This window comes from Vibrio sp. 10N.286.46.A8 (genome assembly GCF_041470165.1).
Classification (GTDB): domain Bacteria; phylum Pseudomonadota; class Gammaproteobacteria; order Enterobacterales; family Vibrionaceae; genus Vibrio; species Vibrio tasmaniensis_A.
The window spans coordinates 1-18,010 of record NZ_JBFRLX010000154.1; the positions used below are offsets into that span (position 1 = coordinate 1).

17 protein-coding genes and 2 pseudogenes are annotated in these 18,010 nt (G+C 45.6%); 11 read left to right on the forward strand and 8 right to left on the reverse strand.

Features of this window, described 5'->3' with window-relative positions; translation table 11 throughout:
- Both metL and AB4232_RS15355 read right to left on the reverse strand, forming a co-directional pair.
- A pseudogene (gene metL, locus AB4232_RS15350) lies at window positions 1-911 on the reverse strand (bifunctional aspartate kinase/homoserine dehydrogenase II); the annotation flags it as partial.
- 2 nt (window positions 912-913) lie between these two features.
- The gene (locus AB4232_RS15355; protein WP_029223750.1) at window positions 914-2,095 is read right to left on the reverse strand and encodes an O-succinylhomoserine (thiol)-lyase; all 1,182 of its coding nucleotides are present in this window, start codon (window positions 2,093-2,095) and stop codon (window positions 914-916) included.
- Window positions 2,096-2,303: 208 nt separating this feature from the next.
- On the opposite strand from AB4232_RS15355, the gene metJ reads away from it, so the two are divergent.
- A complete protein-coding gene (metJ, locus tag AB4232_RS15360) occupies window positions 2,304-2,624 on the forward strand; it encodes a met regulon transcriptional regulator MetJ (RefSeq protein WP_004729686.1) in 321 nt (106 codons plus the stop codon).
- Window positions 2,625-2,823: 199 nt separating this feature from the next.
- On the opposite strand, the gene AB4232_RS15365 is transcribed toward metJ, so the two are convergent.
- The 3 genes from AB4232_RS15365 to rpmE form a co-directional block, all read right to left on the reverse strand.
- Entirely contained in the window at window positions 2,824-4,113 is a 1,290-nt protein-coding gene (locus AB4232_RS15365) for a malic enzyme-like NAD(P)-binding protein (RefSeq protein ID WP_009848885.1), read from the reverse strand.
- A gap of 315 nt (window positions 4,114-4,428) precedes the next feature.
- A protein-coding gene (locus tag AB4232_RS15370; protein ID WP_372087464.1) for an IS3 family transposase occupies window positions 4,429-5,633 on the reverse strand; the annotation gives its coding sequence in 2 pieces (ribosomal slippage) (window positions 4,429-5,246 and window positions 5,246-5,633; 1,206 coding nt in all).
- A 106-nt stretch (window positions 5,634-5,739) separates the two neighbouring features.
- Entirely contained in the window at window positions 5,740-5,958 is a 219-nt protein-coding gene (rpmE, locus tag AB4232_RS15375) for a 50S ribosomal protein L31 (RefSeq protein ID WP_009848884.1), read from the reverse strand.
- 330 nt (window positions 5,959-6,288) lie between these two features.
- On the opposite strand from rpmE, the gene priA reads away from it, so the two are divergent.
- The 7 genes from priA to rraA all read left to right on the forward strand — a co-directional run bounded on the left by priA (window position 6,289) and on the right by rraA (window position 14,229).
- Window positions 6,289-8,490 carry a primosomal protein N' gene (gene priA / locus AB4232_RS15380; RefSeq protein WP_372087465.1) on the forward strand — a complete coding sequence of 734 codons (2,202 nt, stop codon included), beginning with the start codon at window positions 6,289-6,291 and terminating at the stop codon, window positions 8,488-8,490.
- A gap of 240 nt (window positions 8,491-8,730) precedes the next feature.
- Window positions 8,731-9,735, forward strand: a complete 1,005-nt coding sequence (gene cytR, locus AB4232_RS15385; protein WP_372087466.1) for a DNA-binding transcriptional regulator CytR — start codon at window positions 8,731-8,733, stop codon at window positions 9,733-9,735.
- A gap of 122 nt (window positions 9,736-9,857) precedes the next feature.
- Entirely contained in the window at window positions 9,858-10,397 is a 540-nt protein-coding gene (locus tag AB4232_RS15390) for an SPOR domain-containing protein (RefSeq protein WP_009848881.1), read from the forward strand.
- A 219-nt stretch (window positions 10,398-10,616) separates the two neighbouring features.
- Window positions 10,617-11,165, forward strand: coding sequence for an ATP-dependent protease subunit HslV (gene hslV / locus AB4232_RS15395; protein WP_372087467.1), 549 nt, complete (start codon window positions 10,617-10,619; stop codon window positions 11,163-11,165).
- A gap of 58 nt (window positions 11,166-11,223) precedes the next feature.
- Entirely contained in the window at window positions 11,224-12,564 is a 1,341-nt protein-coding gene (hslU, locus tag AB4232_RS15400) for an HslU--HslV peptidase ATPase subunit (protein ID WP_009848880.1), read from the forward strand.
- Window positions 12,565-12,719: 155 nt separating this feature from the next.
- The gene (locus tag AB4232_RS15405) at window positions 12,720-13,637 is read left to right on the forward strand and encodes a 1,4-dihydroxy-2-naphthoate polyprenyltransferase (protein ID WP_009848879.1); all 918 of its coding nucleotides are present in this window, start codon (window positions 12,720-12,722) and stop codon (window positions 13,635-13,637) included.
- A gap of 73 nt (window positions 13,638-13,710) precedes the next feature.
- A complete protein-coding gene (rraA, locus tag AB4232_RS15410; protein WP_009848878.1) occupies window positions 13,711-14,229 on the forward strand; it encodes a ribonuclease E activity regulator RraA in 519 nt (172 codons plus the stop codon).
- 94 nt (window positions 14,230-14,323) lie between these two features.
- Here rraA and zapB read toward each other — a convergent pair whose 3' ends face one another.
- Window positions 14,324-14,566, reverse strand: coding sequence for a cell division protein ZapB (gene zapB, locus AB4232_RS15415; protein ID WP_009848877.1), 243 nt, complete (start codon window positions 14,564-14,566; stop codon window positions 14,324-14,326).
- A 324-nt stretch (window positions 14,567-14,890) separates the two neighbouring features.
- Between zapB and glpX the strand changes: the two genes are divergently transcribed.
- From glpX to AB4232_RS15430, 3 genes are all read left to right on the forward strand, one after another.
- A complete protein-coding gene (glpX, locus tag AB4232_RS15420) occupies window positions 14,891-15,898 on the forward strand; it encodes a class II fructose-bisphosphatase (protein ID WP_004729697.1) in 1,008 nt (335 codons plus the stop codon).
- A gap of 200 nt (window positions 15,899-16,098) precedes the next feature.
- Entirely contained in the window at window positions 16,099-16,725 is a 627-nt protein-coding gene (locus AB4232_RS15425; protein ID WP_012604965.1) for a metalloregulator ArsR/SmtB family transcription factor, read from the forward strand.
- Window positions 16,726-16,861: 136 nt separating this feature from the next.
- Entirely contained in the window at window positions 16,862-17,209 is a 348-nt protein-coding gene (locus tag AB4232_RS15430; RefSeq protein ID WP_012604966.1) for a DUF3135 domain-containing protein, read from the forward strand.
- 101 nt (window positions 17,210-17,310) lie between these two features.
- On the opposite strand, the gene AB4232_RS15435 is transcribed toward AB4232_RS15430, so the two are convergent.
- Window positions 17,311-17,733 (reverse strand): DUF805 domain-containing protein, encoded by a 423-nt coding sequence (locus AB4232_RS15435; protein WP_009848873.1) that lies wholly within the window; start codon window positions 17,731-17,733, stop codon window positions 17,311-17,313.
- Window positions 17,734-17,819: 86 nt separating this feature from the next.
- Window positions 17,820-18,010: pseudogene (locus tag AB4232_RS15440) on the reverse strand (5-carboxymethyl-2-hydroxymuconate isomerase); the annotation flags it as partial.

Below are 18,010 nucleotides of genomic sequence, written 5' to 3' on the forward strand. Positions count from 1 at the left end.
GTAATGATTTTTGCGCCACGACCCGATGCCAGTACACGCTCTATCTGTGTAGAGCCCGCCTCCGGCTGGTAGCTGCAGCGCAAGCTGAGATCCATAGCACTTTGAGCCACAGGCTGTAGCGTTCGGCTATGGAGCACTGGAGCCGCCAGACGAGCGAGTTCACTCGCTTCATCAAGGCGAAGCAGAGGCAACAAACACGCATCCGAAACCAAACGAGGGTCAGCGCTGTAAACGCCCGCCACGTCACTCCAAATTGTCACACGTTCAACTTCAGCCAAAGCGCCAATCACGGTTGCTGAGTAATCTGAACCGTTACGACCAAGCAGTACTGTTTCACCTTCGCAGTTCTGAGCCATAAAGCCCGTAATCACCACTCGGCAATGCGTATGCTGAGCCAAAACTTCTTTAATCAGAGGATAAGAACGCGCGCGATCCACTTCGGGTTGAGCACCCGCTTCTGCACGTAAAAAGGCACGCGCATCTTGAGCAACCGCTTGTAAGTCATGTTGGCACAACAGAGCGGCTAACAAACGTGAAGACCAAACCTCACCGTGTCCTAGCACCTGTGCTTTTTGCGATTCGCTTAGAGGAGCAGTTAGCTCACCCAAAGCAGTAAATTCTTGTTGAATAGCGGCCGTTAGCTGAGCCGCAGACTCACCTTCAAGCAGCGCTTCAATCAGCTCAAGTTGGAACTGACGAAGGGTTTGTAGACATTCGTGAGCGATACGACCATCTTTGTCGAGCGCTTCAACAAACTCAATCAAGCGGTTAGTTGTTTTACCCGCAGCTGATACCACGACCAAGTCAGTAGTTGATGAGTATTCTCTAAGAATATTGACCACGCGTTGGTAACACTCTGGGTTCGCTAAACTGCTGCCACCAAATTTATGTAGCTGGCGAAAGGTTGTCATTATTAAACCTCCCCTTCTGCGATAAAGCCTTGTGTTTTTTCAAACGCTTGCTTGAGATCATCAATCAAGTCTTCTGCATCTTCAAGGCCAACAGAAAGGCGCAGTAATTGTTGAGAAACACCCGCTTCTGCCAATGCTTCTTCGCCCATAGCACGGTGAGTCATCGACGCTGGATGACAAATCAGGCTTTCAACACCGCCCAATGATTCAGCCAAAGAAAATAGCTCTAATTTATCCACAAAATATTTAAGTGCCTCGAATGAACCCGCAAATTCAAAGCTCAACATTGAGCCAAAACCTGATTGCTGTTTCTTGGCAATATCATGACCCGGGTGTTCAGGCAGGCTTGGGTGGTAAATCGTACCCACCAGATCTTGTTGTTGCAGAGCCGTCAGAATTTCACGTGAGCTCTCTTCGTGAACGCGCATACGTGCACCTAGCGTACGAATACCACGTAGCGTCATGTAACTATCAAATGGTGTGCCGGTTGCACCAATACAGTTACCCCACCATGCTAGCTCTTCAGCGTGCTCTTCTGTCTTAGTAACTACAACACCACCAATGACATCTGAGTGTCCGTTGATGTATTTAGTGGTTGAGTGGATAACAAAATCCGCACCCAGCTCTAAAGGCTTTTGGAACACAGGCGTCAAAAACGTGTTGTCGACAGCAACCAGAGCACCTACTTCTTTCGCTTTACGGCAAGTTTCTGCAATATCAACCACACGAACCAATGGATTCGATGGCGTTTCAATTAAGATCAACTTTGGCTTGAGCGCGATCGCCGCATCCAGTGCAGCTTGATCCGATTGATCAACAAACAGAACTTTGAAGTCACCTTTGAGCGAGCGTGTGTTAAACAGACGGTAAGTACCGCCATAGCAGTCGTGCGGTGCAATAATAAGATCATCGCCACCTAAAAAAGCGGATACCCATAAGTTAAGTGCCGACGTACCACAGTTAGTGACAACCGCGCCTTTACCAGACTCAAGCTCAAATAGTGCCGTTTCTAATAGGCCGCGGTTTGGGTTACCAGAGCGGGTATAATCATACTTTGGCACTTCACCAAAAGCGGGAAACCCATAGTTAGTCGAAAGATAAATAGGTGGGACAACGGCATGGTGTTGCGTGTCTGACTCGATGCCAGTACGTACTGCGATGGTTGCTGGCTTCCGGCTGCTCATAGGTGCTTCCTTACAAGTTTTGCGTCTGAGAATCACAGCTGCTTGTCGGCATTTTGTGGCTGTGTTAGATATATGTTACTCACTTTACTTTCATAAACGTGAGACGTCAACACTTCCGGACGTCTATATGTCTTTGCTTATGGCAGTAAATCCCGCTAAAATCAGCACTATTAATTTATTCTAACAACTAAAGTGATGAAGGTACGCAATGGCCGACTGGAATGGTGAATACATAAGCCCATATGCTGAGCATGGAAAGAAAAGCGAACAAGTAAAGAAAATTACAGTTTCTATCCCTCTAAAAGTGTTAAAGGTTCTTACTGACGAGCGCACTCGCCGCCAGATCAATAACCTACGCCATGCAACAAACAGTGAGCTACTGTGCGAAGCCTTTCTACATGCGTACACAGGCCAACCACTGCCAACGGATGAAGACCTTCGTAAAGATCGTCCAGACGACATCCCAACTGAAGTCAAAAAACTGATGACAGAGATGGGCATCGAGTTCGAAGCGTTTGACGAAGAATAAAAACAACTCAGTCACCGCCTTCATTATTGATTCGCTATAGCTGAACCCTATTTGTCACATCACCCACTACGTTATCTGTAGCTGCGCTGTGAATGATAGACATAAAAAAACCGACTCCTATGAGTCGGTTTTTTATTATTCTTTTTCGCTCAATAGAGCAACAGCTACTGGGCTACTAAGCTACTAAGCTACTAAGGCATTAAGCCATATAGTTGGCAGGCATCTCAATTCGAGCAACGCCAGACTCAACAGCCGCTTCAGCAACTGCTTTTGCAACGCGAGGAAGCAGACGCGGGTCCATTGGCTTAGGAATGATGTAACCCTTACCGAACTCCAGTGCAGTCTCACCCGCAGCTGCCAGTACTTCAGCTGGAACTTCTTCTTTTGCTAGTTCACGAATCGCTTTAACCGCCGCTAGCTTCATTTCGTCATTGATTTCGCTCGCACGCACGTCTAGTGCACCACGGAAAATGAATGGGAAACAAAGTACGTTGTTTACTTGGTTAGGGTAATCACTACGGCCAGTACCCATGATTAGGTCAGAACGAACTTCATGTGCAAGCTCAGGCTTGATCTCTGGATCTGGGTTTGAACATGCAAACACAACAGGCTTATCAGCCATCAGCGTAAGTGCCTTAGCTGGTAGCAGATTAGGACCCGATACACCCAAGAACAGGTCAGCGCCTTCGATAACATCTTCAAGCGTGCGCTTGTCGGTGTTATTTGCGAACAGCTCTTTGTATTCATTCAAGTCATCACGACGAGTGTGGATCACACCTTTACGGTCAAGCATGTAGATCTTCTCACGCTGAGCGCCACACTTAATCAGTAGCTCCATACAAGCAACCGCTGCTGCGCCAGCACCTAAACAAACGATCTTACACTCTTCCAGTTTCTTACCTTGAAGCTCGATCGCGTTAAGCATACCCGCTGCCGTTACAATCGCAGTACCGTGTTGATCATCATGGAAAACAGGTACATCACAACGCTCAATCAGGCGACGCTCGATTTCAAAACAGTCTGGTGCTTTGATGTCTTCTAGGTTAATACCACCAAATGTATCTGCGATATTCGCAACCGTATCAACGAACTCATCGATTGTGCGGTGTTTTACTTCAATATCGATAGAATCTAAACCAGCAAAACGCTTAAACAGTAGCGCTTTACCTTCCATAACTGGTTTAGAAGCAATAGGACCAAGATTACCTAAGCCAAGAATTGCAGTACCGTTAGAGATAACTGCAACCATGTTGCCTTTACCTGTGTACTTATAAACGTTATCGACATTCTGTGCGATCTCGCGAACAGGCTCAGCTACGCCAGGGCTGTATGCCAGTGCTAGGTCTTCTGCAGAGTTTGCTGGCTTCGTCAGTTCTACGGCAATTTTGCCTGGAATTGGGAACTCATGATAATCAAGAGCTTGCTGACGGAATTGTTCTTGAGGCGATAATTCTTGAGGGGATTGATCTTGGCGGCTGTCTTCAGACATAGGTGTAGGTTCCTAGGATATTATTATTTGGGGGATCTTGTTCATGTTAATGGATGTACTTCAAAGTTCCTAGGTGGTTGAAGCATCTGTATCATTAAAAAACGAGATTTCACTACTAATAAGACCAGTGGACAGTTGAAATTACTGTCGCCTGCTCAACTTTAGAGCGAATTTCGAGGAAAGAGTGTTGGGGTAAGTGATGAAATAAAATTTACGCCAGTAACCTCTCACTTAAAATGATCTAATAATGAAATACGATTCAGTATTTTTTCAAATTTCAGTGACCCGTCCTGATATGGGTTGACACTTGATTGACTAAAACGCTCGATGTACTTCATCGGGCGTTTTGTATTTTAGAGCTGTGTGAGGCCTATATTCATTATAGATTTTTACTGATTCGGCGACCATTTTCTTTGCTTCATCTAAATCATTAGGCTTATTCAACAGATACTCCATCTTCAGTGTTCCGTTGATCCTCTCTGCCAACGCATTCTGATAACAGTCATAGCCATCAGTCATTGAGCAAGATACATCATACTGTCGATGCAACTCTTGGTATTCAACAGAGCAGTACTGAACACCTCGATCTGAGTGATGTACAAGCTCACCTGTATTCTTCCGTTCTTTCAACGCGTTTAAAAAGGCCTGCTTGACCGTGCGAGCTTTCATATCATCACTTATGTGATAGCCCACGATTTTTCTTGAGTAAGCGTCCGTCACTAAACTGAGATAAGTACTACCACGCCGCGTTGCTAGATAAGTAATATCGGCAACCCATAATTGCTCTGGTCTTTCCGGTATTAAGCCTTCTTTGACACGATTCGGATGGCAGTAAAAGCGATGATTACTGTTTGTGGTTCGATGATAAGCCCTTCGATTCTGCACTAATAATCGATTCATTCTCAGCAGAGAGAATAAGCGGTCTCGCCCTATTTCAATATCGTTCTGAGCAAGTAAATACTTGATCTTACGAGTTCCTATACGAGGGTGCATCATCCTTTGCTCCTTCACAAAACCGAGTACTGATTCATCTTTCTTTGTCTGATGAATTTCTGCAACACAGCGCTTGTAGAAAGCTTGTCGTGTAATACCTATGAAGTGACAAGCTTTAGTGACGGTCAACTTTCTGACCGTTTTTTCCTTAATAACTCGGCCTTGCGCTTCTTTGAGATTCGGACACCGAAATCTCGATCCATGACTTTTACAACCGCTTCAAAGAACTCAGCTTTGAGCTGAGTCTCTTCTAATTGCTGCTCGAGTTCTTTGATTCGTTGCTCTGGGGTTTGAGTTGAGGAAGAGTTTGACATAGTCGCTCCTAACGCTCTCGATTGTTCTATTCCTTTAGACCAATCTAGTTGACCATGTTTACGGAGCCAAACTAAAACGGTAGAGCGACCTTGGATCCCATAACGTTCTTGAGCTTGCTTATAAGTCATTTCGCCTTTTTCAACTTGGCTTACGACTGCCAATTTAAAGGCAAGAGAATAATCTCGTTGAGTACGTCTACTTGTTGTTTTCATGACACTCTCCAATTTCATGTTGGAAATGTGTCAACCATATTTAGGACGGTACACAGGCAACAAAAAAGGACACCGAAGTGTCCTTTTTATGTCTAAATAGCGAGAATTACTTCTTGCTAGAAAGAGCACCGAAACGCTTGTTGAAGCGATCAACACGGCCGCCTGTATCTACGATACGTTGCTTACCAGTGTAGAACGGGTGACATTTGTCACATACGTCTAGGTGGATTGATTCTTTTGCTAGCGTTGAGTTGAACTCAAATGTGTTGCCGCAAGAACAAGTTGCAGAAACTGCTTTGTATTCTGGGTGGATACCAACTTTCATGGGAAAACCTCAATTAGGCCGTGTCGCCATCCGATTCTAAGCCGGACACCACACGTAGTTAAAAAATAAATAAAGACACCGCTGTATCACTAAACCGCGATAAAGCCATACCTTTAAGGCGCAGTATAGTAATGAATCTGTGAGGTAGGATCAACTGATTTGATACATTTTTCACCAACACTGTCCTTAAACCTTCTATTAAGCGTTATTTTCTGGCTCCAGTAGCATTCAAGCCTCAAGTAAGCTCTGTCATCTAAACTGCTCCTCGAATTTAACGCCCTTATCCATTAGACTGTTCGCTCTCGTCAACTCAGATAAAGCCGTCCCTTTATGCGTCCAATGATTGCCCGTGTGGCACTGCCTGTTCCACTCGACAAGCAGTTCGATTACAAGATTCCTAGCCACCTATTTCCGATTGTTGGCGGTCGAGTCTCTGTGCCTTTTGGACGACAAACCTTAACAGGCATTGTTACGGCTCTGGTTAACGAATCTGAATTCGAGTTAGACAAACTCAAGCCCATTAAAGCCTTACTAGACAACCAACCCGTTTGGCCGGAATCGGTCTACTCACTCTTGGTATGGTGCAGCCAGTTCTATCAGTATCCACTAGGTGAAACCTTGGCCAACGCACTACCAAGCGCCTTACGAAAGGGCAAAGCGGCCGATTTCGCGACGCTTGTTGAATGGCAACTGACCCCATCAGGTAGAGATCAACTGATGCAGGGCTTTGGCCGTGCCGTCAAACAAGCCAAAGTAATGCACATGCTTGAGCACGGCCCAGTTCCCCATCAAGAATTCATTGATGAAGAAGTGGGCAGCGCGGTACTTAAGACGCTGGAAGAGAAAGGCTGGGTTGAATCAGTAGAGAAAAAGCCGAAGCGCCAGCCGTGGCCAGTTGAGCTCGAAAACGATCAAGATAAGCCAAAACTCAATGAAGAACAGGCTATAGCAATAGCGACAGTAAATAGTCAAACCGACTTTGGTTGCTTCTTGCTAGAGGGTGTAACTGGCTCAGGTAAGACCGAAGTCTATCTGAATATGATCAAGCCGATTCTCGACCAAGGTAAACAAGCGTTAGTGTTAGTGCCCGAGATCGGTCTAACCCCTCAAACGATTAACCGCTTTAAGCGACGCTTTAATGTTCCAGTTGAGGTTATCCATTCTGGTTTAAACGATTCTGAGCGACTAAATGCTTGGTTATCGGCGCGTGATAAAATAGCGGGCATTGTGATCGGTACTCGTTCAGCTCTGCTCACACCGTTCGCGGATCTGGGCATTATTATTGTCGATGAAGAGCACGACGCCTCTTATAAGCAGCAAGATAGCCTACGCTACCACGCTCGTGATGTTGCCATCATGCGTGCTCATAAAGCGCAGATTCCGGTTGTGCTAGGCTCGGCGACTCCGGCCTTTGAAACGCTGCACAACGCTCAGATCGGTAAATACAGTTACCTCACCCTGACCTCTCGTGCAGGTGTCGCGCTGCCGACCACCAATAAAGTGTTGGACGTTAAGGGTGAATATCTAGAAAGTGGCTTGTCTGCGTCGTTGATTGCTGAAATGCAAAGACACCTCAAAGCAGGCAACCAAGTGATGTTGTTCCTCAATCGTCGTGGGTTTTCTCCCGCATTAATGTGTCACGATTGTGGTTGGACAGCGGAATGTAAGCGTTGTGATGCCTACTACACCTATCATCAATACAGCAATGAGATGCGCTGCCACCACTGTGGCTCGCAGCAGCATATCGTGCATCATTGCCAAGGTTGTGGTTCAGCGAATTTAGTAACAGTGGGGGTTGGTACCGAACAGTTAGAGGCTCAACTGGGTCAACTATTCCCTGAATACAAAACCATCCGTATTGACCGAGACAGCACTCGCCGCAAAGGCAGTTTAGAAAGCGCATTGGAATCGATTCGTAAAGGTGAATACCAAATTCTGATTGGTACGCAGATGCTTGCTAAAGGGCACCACTTCCCAGATGTCACACTTGTGGCATTGCTGGACGTTGATGCCTCTTTATATAGCAGTGACTTCCGCGCCTCTGAGCGATTGGCTCAATTGTTTACTCAAGTCGCCGGTCGAGCAGGACGAGCCAGTAAGCCGGGGGAAGTTATCTTACAAACTCACCATCCAGAACACGGCTTATTACAGGCATTACTGCACAAAAACTACAACCACTTTGCTCAGACTGCATTAACAGAGCGTAAACAAGCGATGTTGCCGCCTTATACCTTCATGACTCTGTTTAGAGCGGAAGCCAATGACACTCGCTTAGTGGAAGAGTTTTTGCGTCAAGTACGCCACACATTGGAATCGCATCCGTTATTTGACCAATATTGTATGGTGCTAGGGCCAACCCCTGCACCACTAGCCAAACGAGCAGGTAAATCTCGTTGGCAGCTTATTTTACAAACACAGACTCGCTCGTTGATGCAAAAGCTATTAATGAGCGCCAAGCCAGCAATCAATATGTTACCCGCTGCGAAAAAAGTCCGTTGGTCACTCGATATTGAGCCGCAAGATCTGAGCTAAACCCACTTGGGTTAAAACTAATGATAAGTTTGTTCACAAATATTTCATATTTCTCGTGAGCAACTTCACACTAGTCATGTGATTTTTGTTAATCTAGCCGTAACTTTACATGGGTGAAACGAATAAAATATTGCAATAAAAAAAGTGTTAGCAACACTTTCACAATATCTATTCGATTACATTTATTATTCATGCCTTAGATACTTAGGCAGCAAAGGAATTAAAAAGAGGGTTTAATTTATGGCGACAATGAAGGATGTTGCCCAGCTAGCAGGCGTTTCAACAGCCACGGTATCACGTGCATTGATGAACCCTGAAAAAGTCTCGGTTTCTACTCGTAAGCGAGTGGAGACAGCAGTACTTGAAGCTGGATACTCACCCAATACATTAGCTAGAAACTTACGTCGCAACGAATCAAAAACCATCATCACTATTGTTCCTGATATCTGTGACCCGTATTTCGCAGAGATCATTCGTGGTATCGAAGATGCCGCAGTAGAAAATGACTACCTCGTTTTACTGGGTGATAGCGGCCAACAGAAGAAGCGTGAGTCTTCATTTGTTAACTTAGTATTCACCAAACAAGCTGACGGCATGCTACTACTTGGCACCGACCACCCGTTTGATGTCAGTAAGCCTGAACAAAAAAATTTACCGCCGATGGTGATGGCGTGTGAGTTTGCCCCAGAGCTTGAACTCCCTACCGTACACATCGATAACCTGACCTCAGCATTTGAAGCGGTGAATTACCTAGCTCAGTTAGGCCATAAACGTATTGCTCAAATCTCCGGTCCTGTATCGGCAACCCTGTGTAAATTCCGCCAACAAGGTTACCAACAAGCGCTACGTCGTGCAGGGGTATCAATGAATCCTGCCTACAGCACTGTCGGTGACTTTACCTTTGAAGCGGGCGCTCAAGCTGTTCGTCAATTACTCGCTCTTCCTGAACAACCTACAGCGATCTTCTGTCATAACGATGCGATGGCCATCGGTGCAATTCAAGAAGCGAAAAAATTAGGCTTACGCGTTCCTCAAGACCTATCGATTGTCGGCTTTGATGACATCCAATTCGCTCAATACTGCGATCCACCGCTAACCACTATTTCTCAGCCTCGTTATGAGATTGGACGCCAAGCAATGTTGATGATGCTCGACGTACTTAAAGGCAACGATGTACAAGCGGGCTCGCGTCTGCTTGAAGCCAAATTAGTCGTTCGAGGTAGTACAGCGCCGCCTCGAATCTAATCTGAAGAAATATCCTTATAATTCTGCGGCACATTTTGATGTGCCGCTTCCATTTCTGCACTGTTATCCTCGCTCAATCTGGATTACCATGAGAGCAGAATCAGCAACTATTGAATTGTCTTGTGGCTAATAGAGATTATGTAAAGCGCGGTCGTGGCACGAAAAAACCGACCAAGAAACAAGCCCCTCGCCGTAAACCATGGCGTAGTGGTCTTTTGGCGATCCTCCTTGCCGGTGGTTTTGGTTACGGCCTTTACCTATTGAGTAATGATCCTGAGCCGCCAGCACCGACTCCAGTGGTAACCAAACCAAAGCCTAAGCCGAAACCAGCAAAAGTAATTCCGCCGCCTCCAGAGGAGAAGTGGGATTACGTTGAAACCTTGCCAAGTCGTGAGATTGAAGTAAAAGCCAAAGAGCAACAGATCTCGAAGATCCCTTACATCATGCAATGTGGCGCTTACAAAACCTCAAGCCAAGCTGAAGCACGTAAGTTGGATATTGCCTTCCAAGGTATCTCAAGCTCAATCCGTAAAAAGGATGGAAGTAGCTGGTATCGTGTGGTTCTAGGACCATACAAATTGAAGCGTGATGCAGAGCGCGATCGCCATAAGCTGCAGCGAGCGAAAATCGAACCTTGTGCTATTTGGAAAGACACCGAGTAGTTATAGATTTAGCCGCAGAAGCAGAAGCAGAAGCAGAAAACCAAACACCGAAAGCCTCCCATTGTGGAGGTTTTCTTTTATCTACACCCTTTAGCCAAATTTCCTTACAACTTCCGCCGATAAGTTGCGCGACATCACTCGACCTTCCTTGAATTATCCGAGCACCATCCTCATATACTTTTTATACCCAAAGATAAGAAATATTAAGAGGCCCTACTCGTGACTACCATTGTATCTGTACGTCGTAATAATAAAGTCGTCATCGCGGGTGATGGACAAGTATCTCTAGGCAACACCGTAATGAAGGGCAATGCCCGTAAAGTACGTCGCCTATACAACAACAAAGTACTGGCTGGTTTTGCTGGCGGTACCGCAGATGCTTTCACGCTATTCGAAAAATTTGAAAGCAAGCTGCAAATGCACCAAGGCCACCTAACCAAAGCTGCCGTTGAGCTGGCGAAGGATTGGCGTAGCGACCGTGCTCTACGTAAATTAGAAGCACTGCTAGCAGTAGCGGATGAAACTGCTTCATTGATCATCACAGGTAACGGTGACGTAGTTCAACCAGAGAACGACCTGATTGCTATCGGTTCCGGCGGTAACTTCGCTCAAGCAGCAGCCACTGCACTATTAGAAAATACAGATTTAGATGCGCATGAAATCGCAGAAAAGTCGCTGAACATTGCGGGCGATATCTGTGTATTCACCAACCATCACCACACTATTGAAGAACTAGAAAGCACCGTTGAGCTACCAAAGCCAGAGTAACGACCGCTTCCATCAATAACGTTGTATTCAACAGTGATTAAAGAATTAAGGAAAAACCATGTCTGAGATGACTCCTCGCGAAATTGTTCACGAACTCAATCGCCACATTATCGGCCAAGACAACGCTAAGCGCTCAGTGGCTATCGCTCTTCGTAACCGCTGGCGCCGTATGCAGCTTGAAGAAAGCCTACGTGTTGAAGTATCGCCAAAAAACATCCTGATGATTGGCCCAACCGGTGTCGGTAAAACTGAAATTGCTCGCCGTCTTGCGAAACTAGCAAACGCGCCTTTCATCAAGGTAGAAGCGACTAAGTTCACTGAAGTGGGCTACGTAGGTAAAGAAGTTGAAACCATCATCCGTGATCTAACGGACGTTGCGATTAAGATGACACATCAACAAGCGATGGAAAAAGTACAATACCGCGCTGAAGAACAAGCTGAAGAACGTATTCTTGATGCCCTTCTACCACCAGCGCGTGATGCTTGGGGTCAGAACGAGCAATCAACTGAAGACACAACCTCTTCAAACACTCGCCAGATTTTCCGTAAGAAACTGCGTGAAGGTAAGCTAGACGACAAAGAGATTGAAGTTGATGTAGCGGCGCCACAAATGGGTGTTGAAATCATGTCACCTCCTGGCATGGAAGAGATGACTAACCAGCTACAAGGCATGTTCCAAAACCTCGCTGGCGACACCAAGAAAAAGCGTAAGATGAAAATCAAAGACGCATTCAAAGCACTAACGGAAGAAGAAGCTGCGAAGCTTGTGAACCAAGAAGAGCTAAAAGAGAGCGCGATCTTCAATGCTGAAAACAACGGCATCGTATTCATCGATGAGATCGACAAAATCTGTAAGCGTGGCGACAGCTCAGGCCCAGACGTATCTCGTGAAGGCGTTCAGCGTGACCTGCTTCCTCTTATCGAAGGCAGCACAGTATCGACTAAGCACGGTATGGTTAAAACTGACCACATTTTGTTTATCACATCAGGTGCATTCCAAGTGGCTAAGCCATCAGACCTAATCCCTGAACTGCAAGGTCGTCTACCAATCCGTGTTGAACTTGAAGCGCTTTCTGCACATGACTTCAAACGTATTCTGACTGAGCCAAAAGCATCATTGACAGAGCAGTACATCGCCCTGATGAAAACAGAAGATGTCGGCATTGAGTTCACTGAAGATGGCATCAACCAAATTGCTGATGCAGCATGGCGTGTGAACGAAACCACAGAAAACATCGGTGCGCGTCGTCTGCACACAGTCATGGAACGCCTAATGGATGAGATTTCATTCGACGCAACAGACCGAGCAGGCAGCAAATTGGTGATTGATGAAGCTTATGTAATATCTAAGCTTGGCGAGCTCGTAGAAGACGAAGACCTAAGCCGCTTCATCTTGTAGCACACAAAACTCCAACTTATTGCTCTATCTCAAAGAAATAGCAGCTAATAAGCGAATTCAAGGCCCACTTTCGAGTGGGCTTTTTATTACCCGAAAAATGGGCGTATACTCAAATCACAGTATGAAACGAAGACTTACAAAGAATTAGACCTACGATGAAACAATCTCTACTGATTTGGCTTGATGCCGCACGCCCAAAAACTCTGCCTCTCGCACTTGTCTCTATTCTTACAGGAAGTAGTTTAGCGTTCGCTGGTGGTCATTTTTCTTTATCAATCGCACTATTGGCTTTTTTAACCGCCACTCTATTACAGATTCTGTCGAACTTAGCCAATGACTATGGCGACGCGGTAAAAGGCACAGACAACGAAAACCGTCTAGGGCCAACACGTGCAATGCAATCTGGCGCGGTGACCGCGAAAACCATGAAGCAAGCGATCATCCTCAACATCGTATTTACCATGCTCGCTGGGCTGATTCTTATCTTTCATGCCTTAACCTCGATTGAGAGTATCTTATCTTTCATTGCGTTGGGCGTATTAGCCATTGTTGCAGCCATCGCTTACACCGTCGGCAATAAACCTTATGGTTATATTGGCCTTGGCGACTTATCGGTATTTATCTTCTTCGGTTTGTTAGGCGTTTCAGGGACTTATTTCTTACACACTGGCCATGTTGAACCAAGCCTATTCCTTCCGGCATTGGGCTGCGGATTGATGGCGGTTGCGGTACTCAATATCAACAACATGCGTGATATCGAAAACGACAGCGAATGTGGCAAACGCACCATGGCGGTTCGCCTAGGGCAACGCAAAGCCAAGCACTATCATTTTGCACTGCTTGGGCTCGCCCTTGCCTCTTTCGCTATCTACCTGCTGATTCAAGAAAAACCGGTCTGGATCAGCCTGCCGTTTTTACTAAGCATTATTATTGTTTATAAGCACGGTAAGGCCGTTTGGGAAACCGAAAAGCCAGCGCAGATTGCACCAATGATGCCCGTGATAGTGAAATGTTCACTGGTCACTAACCTATTGTTTGCAGGGGTTGTCGTAGCTCAAACTCTATTGAGTTAAATGAGACTAATCATTGCAAAGGGATCAAGCACCGATATACTCAAAGTAAGCTCATTGTTCAAAAGGTATACTAATGGAATACAACACTTCAGCACTGTGCGACATATATTTGGATCAAGTTGATGTCGTGGAGCCAATGTTCAGCAACTTCGGTGGACGTGCATCCTTCGCAGGACAGATCACGACATTAAAGTGTTTTGAAGACAATGCTTTAATTCGCTCCGTATTAGAACAAGATGGTTTGGGGCGTGTGTTGTTAATCGATGGTGGCGGCTCACTGCGTAAAGCGCTGATCGATGCTGAGATTGCCCTACTTGCTGAAGACAATGAGTGGGAAGGTATTGTGGTTTATGGCTGCGTACGCGAAGTCGATGAGCTAGAAGACATGAATCTTGGTATTCAGGCTTTAGCCTCTATTCCTGTGGGTGCAAGCCAAGAAGGTGTCGGCGAATTGGATGTACCTGTGAACTTTGGCAGCGTGACCTTCTTACCGGAAGATTACCTCTATGCAGACAACACTGGCATTATTCTTTCGGCAGAGCCTTTGGATGTAGAACTCGATCTGGATGTTGAAGAAGAAGAGGCCGAGTAACTCACTCAGCTTCAAATAATAAAACAAGCCAAAGAACACAAACGAAAACGCCCGCTACTGAGTAGCGGGCGTTTTTTAAAATCTGAAGAGTCGATTACTCTACGTCATCCATTTTACCAAGAAGGTTACGGATGCGATCTTGCCATGCTGAATGCTCTTCCTGCATTTGCTGAGTTTTTTGCTCTAGCTCGTGACGGCTTGCTTTAAGCTCACCAGCTTCTGTTGCTAGTGCTTGTTTCTCTTCTTTAAGCTCTTCCACTTCCATTTGAAGAAGTGCAATTGTATCTACTGCTGTTTGAATTTTTGCTTCTAGCTGCTCTAGTACTTCAAAAGACATTCTGGCCTACCTTTAAGTTATCCGTTTGATGGTGAAGGTTCACTCCACTTATTTCCCCATTCTACTCAGCAGAGCAAGGATAAACACTCAATATATTCGATATTTTGCGCCATTCGATGAAAAAAACAGCGCTTTTTACCGAATATTGACGTGAATTATTACTACCGCGACAACAGACTGATTATTTTGATGAATATTACCTGTTTTCACCCGCAAATTGATCAAGAGCAATCCCCAAAAAACAAAAAGGCAAACGTTTCCTTTGGGATATGGTAAAATTCGCCGCGAAATTTCTATTCCCCTTTTGAAAATTTTGGAGTCCGCATGAAACGCGATTTAGCAATGTCATTCTCTCGTGTCACTGAAGGTGCAGCACTAGCTGGTTACAAGTGGCTTGGCCGCGGCGATAAAAACGCTGCAGATGGCGCTGCTGTAGAAGTAATGCGTAGCCTACTGAACAAAACCGAAATTAGCGGCGAGATCGTTATCGGCGAAGGTGAAATCGATGATGCACCTATGCTATACATCGGCGAAAACGTCGGTATTGGCGGCGATGCAGTAGATATCGCCGTTGACCCAATTGAAGGGACACGCATGACAGCAATGGGTCAATCAAATGCATTGGCTGTATTGGCTGCAGGCGAAAAAGGTAGCTTCCTAAAAGCACCTGACATGTACATGGAAAAATTGGTTGTTGGCCCTGGTGCAAAAGGTGTGATTGACCTAGAACTGCCACTGACAGAAAACCTAGAAAACATTGCGAAAGCACTAGGTAAAACACTCGATACACTGGTAGTAACCACACTGGCTAAGCCACGTCATGATCAAGTGATTGCCGACATGCAAGCGATGGGCGTTCGTGTATTCGCAGTGCCAGATGGTGATGTTGCTGCTTCTATCCTAACGTGTATGCCAGACAGTGAAGTCGACGTAATGTACTGCATCGGCGGCGCGCCTGAAGGCGTGGTTTCGGCTGCGGTTATTCGCGCACTCGACGGCGACATGCACGCACGTCTGCTTCCTCGTCATGAAGTAAAAGGCGATACAGAAGAGAACCGCAAACACGGTGAGCTTGAATTGGAGCGTTGTGCAGAAATGGGCGTAACGGCGGGCATCGTCTTGAAAATGGAAGACATGGCACGCAGCGATAATGTTGTGTTCTCGGCAACAGGTATTACTAAGGGTGATCTTCTAGAGGGCATCACTCGCACAGGCAATATCGCAACCACAGAAACTCTGCTTATCCGTGGTCGCTGTCGTACGATTCGCCGCATCAAATCTATCCACTACCTAGAGCGTAAAGACCCAGAAGTAATCGGTCACATCCTGTAGACCTAAACTAGCTCTAACAGAAACGTTCCAAGGCTGATACCAAGTATCAGCCTTTTGTTTTATTAGTGCACCAGAATCTCACCATTTGCTGTCGCTAGAGTAAAACGCTGTCTATATAGTAAATCCCCATCAATATAGTAAATGGTTTGCTTTATAAACACCTTGCCTCATAATAGTAAGGTTGATGAGGTAGGGATAGTATGAAAACAAGCGACAAAATCTTACAGACCATTAAGCGTCAAGGCGCGGTAACCGCGAAACAACTGTCAGAAGAATTTGGCATGACGACAATGGGTGCAAGGCAACATCTGCAAAGTCTGGAAGATGACGGTATTCTTGCGTTTCATGATGTGAAAGTAAAAGTGGGTCGCCCGACTCGCCACTGGTCCCTGACTCAACAAGGCCATAGCCAATTTTCAGACCGACACGGTGAACTCACTATTCAAGTAATTGATGCCGTAGAAAATCTATTCGGTAAAGAAGGGTTGGCTAAGGTTGCTGCCGAGCGAGAACAACACACTCTGAAGCAGTATCAATCTGCACTGTCTGGCTGTGATTCGCTCATGAGTAAGCTTGAAAAACTCACACAGCTTCGTGAAGACGAAGGCTACATGGCTGAACTTCAAGAGCATGATGAGCACTACATCTTAATTGAGAACCACTGCCCCATCTGCAAAGCAGCAACTCGTTGCCCTAGCCTATGCCAATCTGAGCTCAATGTTTTCACTGAACTGCTCAAAAATGAGTGTCATGTAAGCCGCACTGAACACATTATTGCCGGCGAGAGACGCTGTACTTACACCTTAACGCCCACGCCTTTATCGTAATACCAAGCGCTAAGGGCTAGTCCCAACCCACCGATTCCGTCTCAATATTGAGAAAATGAGAATAGATTAAAATTTGTACAAATTTATTTCTTAAGCTTAAAGCATATGAAACACGCTTAATGCTAAGGAAGGAATCATGGCACAGCCACAGCCAAATCAAAAACTGCCCCCCTTTGATGAACTGGTCCAACTCGCCAAAAGCGATCCGAAAGCATTCAATCAATTCAAACATGAGATGTGCGAACAGATGATTTGTTCGGCCTCAGAAACTATGCAAGACAGGCTACGCGCTCAGCAAAGTCACATCGATTTGGTGGTCGGTCGCTGTAAAAACCCACATCATGTTAATGTCGTGCTCATGCAAGAGCTCCGCTGTCAGGTCTGTAAATTCCAAGATGCACTCGAAGGTCGCTGTAGTTTTGAAGAACCTAAACCTGAAAATGTCGTGCCTTTCAGGCCGAATACAGAACCCAAAATGTACTGAAAGCCGAAATGTATTGGCAACAAGAACGCATTACAAACAAAATGCCTTAGAACAAAAAAGGGAGCGCAATGCTCCCTTTTTACTGATGAATCATCCAATCTTTAAACGGGATCTTCACCGTAATCATTACGGCCTTCTGTGCCTTTCAACAAACCACACTCAATCAGAATCCATAAGCCACACACTAACGCTGCAACGGTCGCAACCATATGGATTGGCGATACCGGCTCAGTGGTCGTCGCTGCCATTGGCGAAGCCAAACGACCCAGTACTAGGGGCACATTTAGTAGTAACCAGTAATTCGACTTATTACGGTCGTGCCAGCGCTTAGCGGTGACCGCAAGATCTGGGATCACTAGCAGCAATAGGAATACAGGTAGCAGGATGTAAGAGTAAGCAGGGAACAACACCGAGATACCAGAAGCAAAACCAGTGATCGCTATGTAGTAGAAAATATTCCAAATCCAGTAAGTCTTACGACCAATTCTCCCTTTGAAAGAGAGCAGTAAATCTTTCATCGACATCTTAAAACACTCAAAAATTAATACGCTACCAAAAAGTTAGCAGCAAATAGTTAGTGAATCACTTTTAGTTAGTTGATTATTTTTAGCTAGTTAATCACTTTCTGAAAGCAACTTTTATCCATATCCCGTATGTTGACCGTTAGGCTACGGATATGACTTGCCTGTTCTTGTAAGGTTTGCATTAACAAACGCGACAATTCTCTTTTCTGTTCTTCAGTACGTCCAGAAAGTAACTCGAAGCTAATATGAACAAAATCTACATTGTCCTCTTCATCAC

Bases quoted from the DNA above. Each gene is read 5' to 3' on its own strand.
- AB4232_RS15425 (WP_012604965.1), top strand. From the start codon at position 16,099: ATGAAAACAAGCGACAAAATCTTACAGACCATTAAGCGTCAAGGCGCG.
- zapB (WP_009848877.1), bottom strand. From the start codon at position 14,566: ATGTCTTTTGAAGTACTAGAGCAGCTAGAAGCAAAAATTCAAACAGCA.
- AB4232_RS15430 (WP_012604966.1), top strand. From the start codon at position 16,862: ATGGCACAGCCACAGCCAAATCAAAAACTGCCCCCCTTTGATGAACTG.
- metJ (WP_004729686.1), top strand. From the start codon at position 2,304: ATGGCCGACTGGAATGGTGAATACATAAGCCCATATGCTGAGCATGGA.
- AB4232_RS15365 (WP_009848885.1), bottom strand. From the start codon at position 4,113: ATGTCTGAAGACAGCCGCCAAGATCAATCCCCTCAAGAATTATCGCCT.
- glpX (WP_004729697.1), top strand. From the start codon at position 14,891: ATGAAACGCGATTTAGCAATGTCATTCTCTCGTGTCACTGAAGGTGCA.
- rraA (WP_009848878.1), top strand. From the start codon at position 13,711: ATGGAATACAACACTTCAGCACTGTGCGACATATATTTGGATCAAGTT.
- hslU (WP_009848880.1), top strand. From the start codon at position 11,224: ATGTCTGAGATGACTCCTCGCGAAATTGTTCACGAACTCAATCGCCAC.
- AB4232_RS15405 (WP_009848879.1), top strand. From the start codon at position 12,720: ATGAAACAATCTCTACTGATTTGGCTTGATGCCGCACGCCCAAAAACT.
- AB4232_RS15435 (WP_009848873.1), bottom strand. From the start codon at position 17,733: ATGTCGATGAAAGATTTACTGCTCTCTTTCAAAGGGAGAATTGGTCGT.
- rpmE (WP_009848884.1), bottom strand. From the start codon at position 5,958: ATGAAAGTTGGTATCCACCCAGAATACAAAGCAGTTTCTGCAACTTGT.
- AB4232_RS15355 (WP_029223750.1), bottom strand. From the start codon at position 2,095: ATGAGCAGCCGGAAGCCAGCAACCATCGCAGTACGTACTGGCATCGAG.
- cytR (WP_372087466.1), top strand. From the start codon at position 8,731: ATGGCGACAATGAAGGATGTTGCCCAGCTAGCAGGCGTTTCAACAGCC.
- priA (WP_372087465.1), top strand. From the start codon at position 6,289: ATGCGTCCAATGATTGCCCGTGTGGCACTGCCTGTTCCACTCGACAAG.